Source organism: Actinomycetospora sp. NBRC 106375, from assembly GCF_030269665.1.
Classification (GTDB): Bacteria; Actinomycetota; Actinomycetes; order Mycobacteriales; family Pseudonocardiaceae; genus Actinomycetospora.
The window spans coordinates 59,748-73,130 of the sequence record NZ_BSTS01000016.1 but is presented as its reverse complement, the minus strand read 5'-3'; the positions used below and the strand labels follow the sequence as shown (position 1 = coordinate 73,130).

At 74.9% G+C, this 13,383-nt stretch carries 12 protein-coding genes; 4 read left to right on the top strand and 8 right to left on the bottom strand.

All coding sequences use genetic code 11. The features are described 5' to 3' along the window. Nucleotides 1-23: 23 nt before the first annotated feature. Nucleotides 24-1,268: an acyl-CoA dehydrogenase family protein gene (locus tag QSK03_RS24055; RefSeq protein ID WP_285657473.1), complete on the bottom strand. Its 1,245-nt coding sequence runs from the start codon at nt 1,266-1,268 to the stop codon at nt 24-26. A 227-nt stretch (nt 1,269-1,495) separates the two neighbouring features. Here QSK03_RS24055 and QSK03_RS24050 point away from each other — a divergent pair, with 227 nt between their 5' ends. Together QSK03_RS24050 and QSK03_RS24045 are read left to right on the top strand one after the other, a co-directional pair. Then, nucleotides 1,496-2,470, top strand: coding sequence for an MSCRAMM family protein (locus tag QSK03_RS24050; RefSeq protein ID WP_285657472.1), 975 nt, complete (start codon nt 1,496-1,498; stop codon nt 2,468-2,470). Further along, complete coding sequence (locus QSK03_RS24045; RefSeq protein WP_285657470.1) at nt 2,467-3,306, top strand: YceI family protein; 840 nt, start codon at nt 2,467-2,469, stop codon at nt 3,304-3,306. The genes QSK03_RS24050 and QSK03_RS24045 overlap by 4 nt, the downstream gene beginning before the upstream one ends. Nucleotides 3,307-3,360: 54 nt before the next feature. Here QSK03_RS24045 and QSK03_RS24040 read toward each other — a convergent pair whose 3' ends face one another. Continuing rightward, a complete protein-coding gene (locus tag QSK03_RS24040; RefSeq protein WP_285657468.1) occupies nt 3,361-4,449 on the bottom strand; it encodes a DUF1275 family protein in 1,089 nt (362 codons plus the stop codon). 80 nt (nt 4,450-4,529) lie between these two features. Next, nucleotides 4,530-6,584 carry an MFS transporter gene (locus tag QSK03_RS24035; RefSeq protein ID WP_285657584.1) on the bottom strand — a complete coding sequence of 685 codons (2,055 nt, stop codon included), beginning with the start codon at nt 6,582-6,584 and terminating at the stop codon, nt 4,530-4,532. A 161-nt stretch (nt 6,585-6,745) separates the two neighbouring features. Here QSK03_RS24035 and QSK03_RS24030 point away from each other — a divergent pair, with 161 nt between their 5' ends. After that, the gene (locus QSK03_RS24030; protein ID WP_285657466.1) at nt 6,746-7,630 is read left to right on the top strand and encodes an alpha/beta fold hydrolase; all 885 of its coding nucleotides are present in this window, start codon (nt 6,746-6,748) and stop codon (nt 7,628-7,630) included. Here QSK03_RS24030 and QSK03_RS24025 read toward each other — a convergent pair. The 5 genes from QSK03_RS24025 to QSK03_RS24005 form a co-directional block, all read right to left on the bottom strand. After that, a complete protein-coding gene (locus QSK03_RS24025; protein ID WP_285657464.1) occupies nt 7,575-8,258 on the bottom strand; it encodes a hypothetical protein in 684 nt (227 codons plus the stop codon). The two genes, QSK03_RS24030 and QSK03_RS24025, sit on opposite strands and share 56 nt — an antisense overlap. 86 nt (nt 8,259-8,344) lie before the next feature. Continuing rightward, nucleotides 8,345-8,767 carry a 4-carboxymuconolactone decarboxylase gene (gene pcaC / locus QSK03_RS24020; RefSeq protein WP_285657462.1) on the bottom strand — a complete coding sequence of 141 codons (423 nt, stop codon included), beginning with the start codon at nt 8,765-8,767 and terminating at the stop codon, nt 8,345-8,347. Further along, nucleotides 8,764-10,161 carry a lyase family protein gene (locus tag QSK03_RS24015; protein ID WP_285657460.1) on the bottom strand — a complete coding sequence of 466 codons (1,398 nt, stop codon included), beginning with the start codon at nt 10,159-10,161 and terminating at the stop codon, nt 8,764-8,766. Before QSK03_RS24015 ends, pcaC begins: the two co-directional genes overlap by 4 nt. 10 nt (nt 10,162-10,171) lie before the next feature. Then, entirely contained in the window at nt 10,172-10,627 is a 456-nt protein-coding gene (locus tag QSK03_RS24010) for a DUF309 domain-containing protein (protein ID WP_285657459.1), read from the bottom strand. A 9-nt stretch (nt 10,628-10,636) separates the two neighbouring features. After that, on the bottom strand, nt 10,637-11,704 hold the full coding sequence (locus QSK03_RS24005) for a TerC family protein (RefSeq protein ID WP_285657458.1): 1,068 nt from the start codon (nt 11,702-11,704) through the stop codon (nt 10,637-10,639). A 261-nt stretch (nt 11,705-11,965) separates the two neighbouring features. Here QSK03_RS24005 and QSK03_RS24000 point away from each other — a divergent pair, with 261 nt between their 5' ends. Further along, complete coding sequence (locus QSK03_RS24000) at nt 11,966-13,180, top strand: phosphodiester glycosidase family protein (RefSeq protein ID WP_285657457.1); 1,215 nt, start codon at nt 11,966-11,968, stop codon at nt 13,178-13,180. The last annotated feature ends 203 nt before the right edge of the window (nt 13,181-13,383 follow it).

Genomic DNA, 13,383 nt, shown 5'->3' with positions numbered 1-13,383 from the left:
GGCGCGATCCGTCGACATCACCCTCAGCGTACGAACGCGCTCTGGCCGGTGACCGCCTTCCCCACGATCAGCGTGTTCATCTCCCGCGTGCCCTCGAAGGAGTAGAGGGCCTCGGCGTCGGCGAAGTAGCGCGCGACACCGTTGCCGAGGATCACCCCGTTGCCGCCGACGAGCTGGCGGGCCCAGGCCACGGTCTCGCGCATGCGGCTCGCGCAGAACTCCTTGGCCAGCGCCGAGTGGGCGTCGGAGCCCCGTCCCGCGTCCAGGAGCTGGGCGTTGCGCACGGCCATCCCCAGCGACGCGGTGACGTTGCCGAGCATCGAGACGAGCAGGTCCTGCATGAGCTGGAACCCGGCGATCGGGCGGCCGAACTGCTCCCGCTGCCCGGCGTAGGACAGCGCGAGCTCGTAGGCGCCCATCTGCGTGCCGGTCGCGCCCCAGGAGGCGTTGCCGCGGGTGACCCGCAGGACCCCGCCCGCGTCGGCGAACGTGCCCGTGCCGCCCGCGAGGCGGTGGTCGTCGGGGACGCGCACGCCGCGCAGCGCGATGTCGGCGTTCTGGACGATGCGCAGCGCCGTCTTGCCCTCGATCTTGGCGATCGTCATGCCCTCGGTCTCGCGCGGGACGACGAACCCGCGCACCTCGCCGGTCTCGAGGTCGCGCGCCCAGATGACGACCACGTCGGCGAAGGTCGCGTTGCCGATCCAGCGCTTGTCGCCGTCGAGCACCCAGTGGTCCCCGTCGCGGCGCGCGGTGGTCTCCATCCCGCCCGCGACGTCGGACCCGCCGTGCGGCTCGGTGAGCCCGAAGGCGCCGATCGTCTCCATCCGCGCCATCGACGGCAGCCAGCGCTGCCGCTGCTCGGAGGTCCCGCCGGCCCAGATCGAGCCCATCGCGAGGCCGGTGTGGATGCCGAAGAAGCTGTTCACCGACGGGTCGACCCGCGCGATCTCGGCGTGCAGGAACCCGAGGAAGAGCCGGCGGGCGGGCTCGTCGGTCGCGGTGCCGAGACCGTAGGGCAGCCCGGCGAGGTCGAGCTCCGCGAAGCCCTTGACCAGCTGCATCGGGAACTCGGCGCGCTCCCAGGCGTTCTCGACCAGCGGCGCGACGTCCTGCGCGAGATAGGACCGCAGGCGCCGCAGCGTCGCCGTCTCCTCGTCGGTGAGCAGGTCGGCGTAGTCGTAGAAGTCCGCCACCGCGCGCCGGTCCGGGTCGAGGTCGAGGGCGGGCTGCGGCAGGGCCGGGAAGTCGGACGGGAGCTCGGGCATGCCCCCAGCGTGGCGCGGTCGGCGGGCGCCCGCCATCCGATCACCGACGAGCCGGCGCGAGATGATGCTTGTACTATCCAAGCAAATCCCGTGCGTGTCCGGAACGGAATCCCTCGTCGGTGGAGGGACCGTGCCCGGGCGTCGCGGGAGTGGCCGGAGGACGATGGTGTCGACGGGTCGCCGGCCCGCTCGAGTGCGATGGTGCGTTGCCAGAGAGGTGGACGTCGGTGGACGGACAGGAACCGATCATGATCTTCGGTCGGGTCACCCGGGGTGACGGCGCGCCCGTGCCCGGCGCGGCGCTGACGCTGTGCGACCTCTCCGGCGACCAGCTCGACCGCGCCTCCGCCGACGAGGGCGGGCACTACCAGCTCGTGCCGCCGACGGGCGGGACGTACCTGGTCATCTGCGCCTCGTCGACGCACCAGCCGACGGCCTCGCTCGTCGCGGTCGCCGACCGCCCGCTGCGCCACGACGTCGGGCTCACCGGCGGCGGCGCCACCCTCGGCGGCACGGTCGGCGTGCGCCACGGCGGCGGCACCAACGGCGGCAGTGATGCCAGTGGCGTCAGCGGGTGGGGCGACGTCGTGCTGACGCTCACCGACGTGCGCGGCACCGTCGTCGCGGTGACGCGCTCGGGCGGCGACGGCGCCTACCGCTTCTCCGACCTCACCGAGGGCACCTACACGCTCACCGCCGCCGCCCCGCGCCTGGCGCCCGTCGCCGAGACGGTGCGCGTGCCGGGCGAGGGGCACGTCACCCACGACGTCGCGCTGGCGACGCGGACCCAGCTCTCCGGGACGGTGCGCTCGGCGGGCGCCGGGCGTCCCGTGGCCGAGGCGCTGGCGACGCTGGTCAGCGAGGACGGGCACGTCGTCGGCTCGCGCGTCACCGGCGAGGACGGCTCGTTCCGCTTCGACGACGTGGCCCACGGCATCTACACGATCACCGCGAGCGGCTACGCGCCGGTGGCCTCGGAGATCGAGATCGGCCCCGGGCACCCGTCGGACGTCGTGCTCAGCCTGATGCCGCCGGCGGTGGACGGGGCCGGCTCGGGTGGCACCCCGGCGCGTCCCGACGCCCCGCGCGGCGACGACGGCGCGGCCGCGGGCAACGGCAACGGCTTCGGCGGGCGGCACGTCCACCACCTCGACACCGACGACGTCACCGAGGCCCCCCAGACCGGCGGCGAGCGCTGGTGAGCGCCGGGGAGCGGACGGCCCCGACAGCTCCCGGCGCACGTGGTGGTGGCTGGGTGCGGGGCGCCGCGGTCACCAGCGACGGGTGGCCCGTGCCGTTCGCGGTCGTCACCGTCATCGACGCCGCCGGCACCCAGATCGGCGGCGCGACGGTCGGCGGCGACGGTACGTTCCTCGTCGACGGGCTCCCCGAGGGGCCGTCGACCGTGATCACCTCGGCGGTCGGCCACACCCCGGCGGCCCGTCCGCTCGCCGGCTCCGGCGACCTCGGTCGCGTCGTGCTCACCCGCACCGGCGCCCTGAGCCTGCCCGCACCCGGGCGCTGGGACATCGACCCCGTGCACTCGCGGATCGCCGCCTCGGCGTTCCACCTCGGGATCACCAAGGTGCACGGGCGCCTGCGCCAGTTCACCGGGTCCATCGAGATGGGTGCCGACCTGGCGGGCAGCCGCGTCCACGCCTCCATCGACCCGTCCAGCGTCGACACCGACGACGACACGCGCGACGCGCACCTGCGCGCCGGCGACTTCCTCGACGTCGTCGCGTTCCCGCGCATCGACTTCACGTCCACGGCGATCACGGGCCACACCCCCGACCACTGGACGATGACCGGCGACCTCGAGCTCAAGGGCGTGCGAAACACCGTCGACCTCGACGTCGTCTACCACGGCGCCGGGCCCGACCTCTGGGGCGGCGAGCGCGCCGGCTTCAGCGCGACGACCCAGCTCTCCCGCGACGACTTCGACATCCGCTGGAACCAGTCGGTGATCGCGGGCATCTTCGCGGTCGGCCGGACCCTGCGGATCGAGATCGACATCGAGGCGGTCCGCGCGGCCTGACCCATGTGAGCAGTCGGGGCCCCCATAGGGGCCGCAACTACTCACGAGGGCGAGTCAGGTCGGCGCCCGGTGGTGGCCCGCCTCGCCCGGGGCGGCGCCGAGGACGAGGTCGTGCACGACCGGGCGGCCGTCGACCGAGATCAGCACGGCGCGGGGGCGCGCGGCGCCGCCACCCATGCGGTGCGGGGTGCAGATCAGCATGAAGTCCCCCGACTCGCCCGGGTCCAGGCGGTAGCTGCCGTCGACCTCGGTGTGCACGCGGTCGACCTGCTCGCCGCCGCCGGAGACCAGGGTCAGGACGGCCGGGCGGGCGTCGCCGTCCAGGCCCACCACGCGCCCGTGGACGGGTCCGGCGCCGCCGACGGCGTCCTCCTCCTCGACCTCGGCGTCGGGCACCTCCGCGCGCGGGTCCGGGTCGAACTGGGGCGCGCCGACGGTCAGCCCGCCGCTGTTGGCCCGGGTCACGACCGCCATCAGCACGATCGCGATCGCCACGAGCACGACGGGCGCCACGAACGACCAGTCCGGGGCGAAGCGCTGGACGACGGCGTTGCCGGCCGCCGCGACGATCACCGCGAGCAGGCGCAGCGGGGAGTTCCAGTTCCATCGGAACGGCTTGTGCAGCTCGACGAGGCTCGAGACCCAGTTCGTGATCGTCCCGGACATGAAGCTCGTCGGCGTTCCCGCCGGCCCGACGTAGCGCACGGCGGCGGCCTGCACGCCCATCGCGAGCCCGGCACCGACGACGAGCACGACGACCTTCCACTGCACGAGCGGGCTGTCGTCATCGACGCCGTACCAGAACGCGCCCAGCAGGAGCAGCAGCGCGAGCTCGAAGGTCAGCGTCGCGCCCACCGCGTTGCGCCAGGGCCAGCGCCGCATCGCGAGCCCGCAGAACACCGTGCCGGCGATCAGCCCGCCGCAGTACCCGCCGATCGCGCAGATGTTGTCGGCGATCTGCGTCCAGTCCCCCTGGCCCAGCCCGAGACCGAGGAGCACCAGGTTGCCGGTCATCGTGCTGGCGAAGACCTGGTTGAAGGCGAAGTAGGTCACCACGTCGATCGCCCCCGCCGCGGCGGTGAGCAGGATCGTCACGGCGCTCAGCGTGCGCGGGCGGCGCTCGGGTTCGTCGAAGCCGGTCACGCGCTCCGACGGTGGCAGCGCTTCTTTGCCATCGGATTACCGAAGACGTCCGAGTGGGGGTCCCCACACGACCGCTCGCCTCAGCGCGGCAGGGCCGCACGCTCCTGCAGCACGACGTCCACGTGCACCGGCGAGCCGTTGACGGTGACGCGGGTGGCGGCCGGGGCCGCCGTGCCGCGCCCGCGCGGCGTCGCGATCACCAGGTAGTCGCCCGAGCGCCCGTCGGCGCTGAGGGTGAAGCGGCCCGCCGCGTCGGTCTCGGCGCGGTCGGCCTCGTGGCCGCGGTCGTCGACGAGCGTCAGCACGGCCGCGGCCGGCGCCTCGTCGGGCGCCAGGATGCGCCCGGCCACGGCGACGGGACGCCCGCCGGCGACCGGCGCGGCACCGGGACCGGGGGCCGGAGCGGCGACCGGCCGGACCTCGTCCTCCTCGCGCCCCAGCTCCTCCCCGAGCGCCTCGGCCTGCTCCAGCGAGGGCTTCGCGCTGTCGAACAACGAGGCGATCGCGGCCACCAGGCAGCAGACCGCGGCGAAGCCGAGCGCGAGGAACAGACCGTCGGCGAACGGGCCGGAGATGAGCTGGGGGAAGAAGCTGCGGCCGGTGAGGAACTCCGCCTGTTGCGGGCCGACCTGGGCCAGCACGCCGGGACCGAGCAGCGTCTCGATCGGGTTGTAGCCCAGCAGCGCGGCGAACAGCGTGCTCACCGGCGGGAGCTCGGCGATGCGGCCCGCGACATCGGCCGGGACGCCCTGGCCGGTGAGCCCGCCGAAGAGCGCCGTGGGCAGCGTCGACGCGAGCCCGAGGATCAGCATCGAGAAGAAGATGCCGATCGAGAGCACCGTCGCGCCGTTCATGAACGTCGCGGTCATCCCCGCGGCCGCGCCGCGCTGGCGGGCCGGGACGCTGTTCATGATCGAGGCCCGGTTGGGCGAGGAGAACAGCCCCATCGCGAGGCCGTTGACGGCGAGGAGCACCGCGAACAGCGGATAGGGGAAGTCGACCGGCAGGAACCCCATGGCGAGGAAGCTCGCAGCGGCCACGAGCATGCCGCCCGCGGCGTACCAGCGGGCGCCGTGGCGGTCGGAGAGGTAGCCCGAGACCGGTCCGGCGATGAGGAAGCCGATGGTCAGCGGGACCATGTAGATGCCGGCCCACAGGGGCGTCGACTCGTAGTCGTAGCCGTGGCGGGGCAGCCAGATGCCCTGCAGCCAGATGATGAGGATGAACTGCAGGCCGCCGCGCCCGAGCGCGGAGAGCAGGTTGGCGATGTTCCCCGCGGTGAACGAGCGGATGCCGAACAGCGACAGGTGGAACATCGGGTGCGCGACGCGCCGCTCGACCGCCACGAAGACCGCGAGGACCACGACACCGCCGATGAGGCAGACGAGCACGGTCGGGCTTGTCCAGCCCATGACGTGCCCGCCGTAGGGCTGGATCCCGTACGTGATGCCCATGAGCACCGCGACGAGGCCGACGGCGAAGGTGATGTTGCCCCACCAGTCGATGCGGCCCTCGTGGCGCTCGCTGGTCTCCTCGAGCTTGAACCAGGCCCAGATCGTGCCGCCGATGCCGATCGGCACGGACACGATGAACACCAGGTGCCACGCGACCGGGGCGAGCACGCCGCCGATGATCAGGCCGAGGAACGAGCCCGCGATGGCGGCGATCGAGTTGATGCCCAGAGCGAGGCCGCGCTGGTGGGACGGGAACGCGTCGGTGAGGATCGCCGTCGAGTTCGCGAGCAGCAGCGCGCCGCCGATGCCCTGCAGCACGCGCATCGTGATCAGCCAGATCGCGCCCGCGTCGCCCTGCAGCCAGGTGACGGCCAGCAGGATCGAGAACACGGTGAACACCGCGAACCCGAGCGTGTACATCCGGGTGCGCCCGAACATGTCGCCGACGCGGCCGAAGGTGACGACGAGGACCGCGGTCACCACGAGGTAGCCCATGATCAGCCACAGCAGGTAGCTGATGTTCTGCGGCTGCAGCGGGTCGAGCGCGATGCCGCGGAAGATGTCCGGCAGCGCGATCAGCAGGATCGACATGTTGATCGTCACGATCAGCACGCCGAGCGTCGTGTTGGTCAGCGCGATCCACTTGTACCGCGGACCGAGGTGCGCCACCGCCGGCGCCACCGACGGGGACGGGCGCCCGTCCCCCAGCGTGCTCGTCACGTCGCCTCCGCGATCTTTAGGTTCGGGCAACTATCGTAAGCGCCGGTCCTGCCGAAATCGCTGTGACGTCATCGGGCCCGGAGACCTAGGGTCCGCCGGAACCGGACGAGGAGGGCGGAGCCGTGCCAGGCGGGGACATCGGTGCGGGAGATCCGGGCGTCGCCGTGCACCGGCTCAACGTGCCCGGCGGGACGGTCCCCTACGAGCTGCGGGGCTCCGGGCCGCTCCTGGTCCTGGTGGGCGCGCCGGTGACGCGCGCCGGGTACGCCGCGCTGGCCGGCGCGCTGGCGACCGACCACACGGTCCTCACCTCCGACCCGCGCGGCTTCGGCGACAGCGAGCGCCTCGACCACGGCGACCTCACGCCCGCGGCGCTGGCCGGCGACGTCGCCGCCCTGCTCGACGCGCTCGGGGCCGGCCCCGCCCGTCTCGTCGGGTGCAGCGGCGGCGCCATCGTGGCGCTGACGCTCGCCCGCGCCCGCCCGGACCTGGTGACGGACGTGATCGCCCACGAGCCGCCGCTCGTCCGGCTGCTCCCCGAGGACCTCCGCGACGACGTCGAGGACGTGCGCGCCGCCTTCCGCGCCGGCGGCGCAGCAGCCGGGATGGTGCGGCTCGATGCGCTGGTGCGGGGCACCGATCCCCCACCGGTGGCCCCGGACACCGGGGAGACCGACCGCGACGTCGCGTCGTTCCTCGGCGACCTGCTCGTGCCCGCCCTCACCAGCGACGCCGACCCGGGCGCCCTCGCCGGCGGTCCCGGGCCTCGTCGCCGCGGCCGGCGCGGACTCGGCGGGCGAGCTGCCCCACCGCTGCGCGGTCGCGCTCGCCGATCGGACGGGCTGCCCGCTCGTCACCTTCCCCGGCGGGCACCTGGCCGCGGCCACCCACCCGGCGGCGTTCGCCGACGCCGTCCGGGGCGCCGGGCCGTGATCACCCGACCGGCGCGGGCTACTGCCCGGCCTGCGGGACGAGCACCGGCAAAGCGCGGAGCGCCAGGTCGGTGAGCACCGGCTGCGCCTGGTCCACCGGCACCGGACGGTCGGGGGTGAGCGTGAAGCTGGCCGTCACCCGGCCGTACACGACGACGAGGACGGGGCCCTCGGGGTCGGGGTAGTACACGGCCTCGGCGGCACCGAACGGCACCGGCTGGGCGGGCACGCCGGAGCTCGCCTGGGCGTCGCGGTTCACCCGGGACTGCGCCGCGGCGGCCTCCGGGGAGGTGTAGCCACTGGTCAGCACCTTGAGCACGAGGGTGTTGGGCGGCGGGGCGCCCGGGCCACCGAGCGAGGTGTAGTTGCAGGTGACGCGCTCGACGCGGCCGACCGAGGGAGCCGGGACGTCGCGCAGGGCGGTGACGCGCACGGTGCCCAACGGCAGCCCGAGGTAGTTCGGCAGCTGGTCGGACGCCAGCACCTGGTCGCACTCGGTGGGCAGGATGCTGTTGCGGGGCGGCGGCGCGCTGGTCGCCGGCGCGGCGCCCGGGCCCGGGAAGGTCGGGATCGGCGGGGTCTCGAGCGTCGGCCCGGACGAGCAGGCGCCGGCCAGCAGCGCCAGCCCCGCGACCGCGCCCGCCAGCGCCGCGCGCCGGAACCCGTGCCGTCGCGGCCGTGCCGCCGTTCCCGCGCGCTCCATCGCCCCCGCCCGTCGTGGTCGTCGCCGCGGCGACCGTACTGAACTGCCCACGGTAACGGCGCGCACCGCCGACCAGCGTGGCGCGGTCAGGTCGGGTGGCCGTCCTCGGGGTCGTCCTCCTCCCCCAGCTCGGCGAGGACCCGCTGCGCCACCGCGAACGCCCGGTTGGCCGCCGGCACGCCGGCGTAGACGCCGACCTGGAGCAGGACCTCCTGGATCTCCTGGCGGGTCAGGCCGTTGCGGCGGGCGGCGCGCACGTGCAGCCCGAGCTCGCCGTCGTGGTGCAGGGCGGCGAGCACCGAGAGCGTCACGATGCTGCGGTCCCGGCGGGGCAGGCCCGGCCGGGTCCAGATGCCGCCCCAGGCGTACCGGGTGATGAAGTCCTGGAAGTCGGCGGTGACGTCGTCGGTGGCGGCGACGGCGCGGTCGACGTGCTCGTCGCCCAGGACCGCGCGGCGGACGTCCTCGCCGTCCGGGTCCCAGTGCCGGGTCGAGGGGTGCGGGCTCACGACGGTCCTTTCCGAGCGCGGGACGAGAGGAGATCGTCGACGAGGGCGGGCGCCTCGCCGATCGCGCCCGCCGGGTCGAGCAGCGCCGCGACCTCGGCGGCGGGGTCGTCGGGCGGGTCGTCGAGGCCCGCGAGGGCCTCGGTGAGCACGTCGGCGAACGGGCGGCGCTCGTCCTGTGCCGTCGCCGCAGCCGTCGTGACCAGGTCCTTCGCCGACGCGTGACCCAGCCGCCCGCGCAGCCCGGTGGTGGCCTGCTCGGCGAGCAGCAGGCCGCCGGTGACGTCGAGGGACGCGGCGATGCGCTCCGGGTCGACGGCGAGGTGTGTCAGGGCGTCGGCCAGCCAGGACGCGCCGGAGCCGACGGTGCGCAGCAGCTCGGTGAGCGGGCGCCACTCGGCGTGCCACGGGCCGGCCGCGCGCTCGTGCTCGTGCAGCGACGCCGCCGTGAGCACCGAGGCGACGAGGCCCGGCGCGGCGATCGCGGCCGCCCGCGCGGAGACCGCCGCGACCGGGTTGCGCTTGTGGGGCAGGGTCGACGACCCGCCGCGGCCCGGGACGTCCTCGCGCACCTCCCCGACCTCGGTCTGCGCGAGCAGCACGAGGTCGGTGGCGACGGACCCGGTCGCGGCGCCGGCACGGCCGAGGAGGCCGGCGAGCTCGGCGACGCGCCCGCGCTCGGTGTGCCAGGCGAGCACCGGCTCGACGAGACCGAGCCGCCGGGCGAGCGCGGCGCGGACCGCCCGTCCGTGACCGTCGAACGCGGCGAGGTTCCCGACCGCGCCGCCGAGCTGCACGGCCGGGCGCCAGGCGTCGAGCGCCTCGGCCGCCGCGTCCAGACCGGCCGTCCAGCCCGCGGCCCGCAGCCCGGCGGTGATCGGGGCGGCCTGCTGCAGCAGGGTCCGGCCGGCCGCGGGGCGGTCGCGGTGGGCCGCGGCGAGAGCGGCCGTGGCGTCGGCGGCGGCGCGGAGATCGGTGACGACGACGCCGACCGCGTCGCGGGCCACCAGCATCGCCGCGGTGTCCTGCACGTCCTGGCTGGTGGCGCCGCGGTGGACCCCGGAGGCGGCGGACCCCTCGAGTCGCTGACGGAGCTGGGCGACCAGCGGCACCACGGGGTTCCCCGACGCCGCGGCGGCCTCGCCGAGCTCGCCGGGATCGGGTGCCTGCTCGCAGGCCGCCGCGATGGCGTCGGCGTCGTCGCGGTCGAGCGTGCCGACGTCCGCGGCGGCCGCGGCGAGGGCGGCCTCGACGTCGAGCAGCGCCCGCACCCACGCCCGGTCGCTCGTCGCGTCCCGCGCACCGCCGCGGGCGAGCACGGCGTCGAACAGGCCCGGCGTGGTCACGTCGAGCAGTGTGCCCTTCGGGCTCGTGAGCACCTCGGAGTGCTCCGGCACCTCGACGTGCTCACGTGCGCAGCACCAGACCCGGAGCGCTGGGGCCCGACGCCTCGCGGGCGGTCGCCCAGCCGGAGAGCGCCGTCGGGTCGACGCCGTAGCGGGCGGCGGCGTCGGGCGCCTCGCTCACGGTCGCCGCGCCGCGCCGCAGCAGGGCCGACGCGCCGCGCGCGTTGCCGCGCTGCTCGTGGGTGAGGCCGACCGCGAGCTGGGCGAGGCCCTTCCAGAGGAGCTTCTCCTCCTCCGGCGCGGCTTTCCACCGCCCCTCGAGGACGTCGTGCGCGTCGAACGGGCGGTCGTCGTCGAGCAGGGCCTGTGCCCGGGCGAACGCCTCGTCGGGCGTGAGGTCCTCCTCCTCGTCGGGGCGCGTGACCCCCGTGGCCCTCCGCGGGAGCGGGCGGCCGGACGCGTCGCGGGGACGCGCGTTGCGCGCCCGCCCTGCCTCGTCCCGGTCCCGGTCGGCCATGACCCGACCCTAGGACGAGGAGCGCGACTCCTGCTCGGTGCTGCCGGAGGCGGGCGGCTCCGGCGACGCGTCCTGCGCGCCGGTCTCGAGCTCGGGCGTCGCCTCGGGGGCGTCGTCCGGGGCCTTGCGGGTCGCCCGCAGGCTCGTCACCGTCACCACCGCCAGCGTCACGACGATGACGACCAGCGAGAGCCAGGTCGGCACCTCGGGGATCGAGGTCGAGACGTCCTCGTGCAGATAGAGAAGGATCAGCTTGACGCCGATGAAGGCGAGGATGAACGCCAGGCCGTAGGACAGGTGCACGAGGCGGTCGAGCAGGCCGACGAGCAGGAAGTACAGCGCCCGCAGGCCGAGCAGCGCGAACGCGTTGGCGGTGAAGACGATGTACGCGTTCTGCGTGATGCCGAAGATCGCCGGGATCGAGTCGAGGGCGAACACGAGGTCCACCGAGAGGATCACCGCGACGACGATGAAGAGCGGCGTCACGCCCCACTTGCCGTTGACACGCGCCTGCAGCTTGCCGTCGTCGGAGTGACCCTCGTGGTCGCCCGCGTCCTCGTGCACGGTGACGAACCGGCGGACGAGCCTGACCGCCCGGTTGTCGTGCATGTCCTTCGGCTCCGCACCGTGCTGGCGGATCAGCGTCCACGCCGTGTACAGCAGGAACGCCCCGAAGATGACGAAGACGAACGCGAACGCCGAGATCACCGCGGCGCCGATCGCGATGAAGATCGCGCGCATCACCAGGGCGCCGATGACACCCCAGAGCAGCACCTTCTGCTGGTGGCGCTTCGGCACGGCGAACTGGCCGAGGATCACCGCGAAGATGAAGAGGTTGTCGACCGAGAGGCTCTTCTCGACCAGGTACCCGGCGAAGTACTCGGTGCCCGACTGGGTTCCGCCGACGATCAAGACCCCGAGCCCGAACAGCACGGCGACGACGATGTAGATGACCGACCAGAGGGTGGCCTCGCGGAAGCTGACCTCGTGCGGCGAGCGGGCGTGCCAGATGTCGATGGCCACGAGGACGGCGATCCCACCGACCGTGGCCGCCCAGACCCAGAAGGGGACCGTCACGCCTGCTCCTCCACCGCTTTGCCGTCGCTTTACCAAGCACTCGCGGTCCGCCAACGGATGCCCCTCCGCGAGGGTTCCCCGCTGTGACGATACCGACCTCGGGCGATTCCGCCGTTCTTGTCCGTTTTGACCGGCTCCTCACCCGACCGGTCACGGTGGCCCCGCCTCCGGAGTGTCGACCTCCGGCGGTGATCCGGCACCCCTGAGGCTCGTCCGGTCACCCGTCGGCGTGCCGGGGACGTCGGGCGCGGGGAGGCAGGTGTGGGCTCTGGCCGGGCCGCGCTCGTGCTCGCCCTGGTCGGGGTGTTGACGCTGGGGGCCGCCGCCCCGCCGCCACCGGTGCCACCCGGGGACGGGCGGGTGCTCGACGCCCTGCTCGACCCCCGCGGGGCGCCGGACCTGCCCGGGACGACGTACCGGGAGTTCACGACGACGATCCCCGACCCGCGCGGCGGCCCGGTGCGCGGTGACGTCGTCGAGGTCGACCTCGCCTCGCCGGCCGTGCGCGTGGCCCTCCTGACGCCGCCGGCCGTGGCCGCCGTCGCGCCGGTTCCCGAGCTGGCGGGGCGGGGCGACGCGATCGCGGCGGTCAACGGCGGCTTCTTCGACGAGGGCGGCACCGGCGCGCCGGTCGGCGTCGAGGTCGTGGACGGCCGCCCGCGCGCCTCCGGGGTGCCCGTGGGCCGCCGACCCGCCCCGCCGCACCCACCGGGCGAGCCCTCGGACACGGTGGTGGGCGTCGACGCCGCGGGCCGCGCGCACCTCGCGCGCTCGACGTTCCGCGGGCGGGTCGCCGGGCGGGGCCGGTCGATCCCGCTCGCCGGCCTCGACGGGTACGCGGTGCCGGTGGACGGCGTCGGGGTCTTCGATCCGGCGTGGGGCGACGTGGCCCGTCACCGCGCGGTGTGCGGCAGCGACACGGACGCCGACGCCCCGTGCAGTCCCGACGCCGTCGAGGTCCGGGTGGCGCGGGGCCGCGTCGTCGCGGTCGGGCCGCCGGGGACGGGACGCCTGCCCGCCGGGACGGTGGCGCTGGTCGGGCGCGACCGGGGCGCGGCGGCGCTGCGGGGCCTGCCCGTGGGGTCGGCGGTGTCGGTCGACTACGGGCTCGACACCGTCGGGGCACCGCCGCTGCGCGAGGCCCTCGGCGCCCTGCCCCTGGCCCGCGACGGGCGCGTCCTGCCCGGCCTGCAGGACTCCGAGCGCGCGCCGCGCACCGCGGTCGGCCTCGCCGCCGACGGGCGGCGGCTCTGGCTCGTCACGGTCGACGGGCGCCAGGACGCGAGCATCGGCACCACCCTCGCCGAGCTCGGGCGCCTGGTCACCGACCTCGGCGCCCCGGTCGCCGCATCGCTCGACGGCGGGGGCTCGACGACCATGGTGCGACGCGGCCGCGGCGAGGACCTCGCGGTCGTCAGCAGCCCCGCGGGCGCGCTGCGCCCCGTCACCGACGCCCTCGCCGTCGTCTCCCGCTGAGTGCGATCTCTCACGACCCCCACCCGGGAACACGGCGGGCCCCCATGCGGTTCAATGGGGTGTCCGGGCCGGGCGCCATGTGCCCCCGGGTCTCAATAACAAAGAGCCGCCAGGGACGATCGTTCGGCTGAAGCCCTGGTGTGCCACGCGCCGCGAGGCGGCTCATCGCCCGGTCCGGACACCTTCGACACACGACGGCCCCC

Excerpts from the sequence above, each read along its gene's own strand:
- QSK03_RS24055 (WP_285657473.1), bottom strand. The coding sequence starts at position 1,268 with ATGCCCGAGCTCCCGTCCGACTTCCCGGCCCTGCCGCAGCCCGCCCTC.
- QSK03_RS24025 (WP_285657464.1), bottom strand. The coding sequence starts at position 8,258 with ATGGAGCGCGCGGGAACGGCGGCACGGCCGCGACGGCACGGGTTCCGG.
- QSK03_RS24010 (WP_285657459.1), bottom strand. The coding sequence starts at position 10,627 with ATGGCCGACCGGGACCGGGACGAGGCAGGGCGGGCGCGCAACGCGCGT.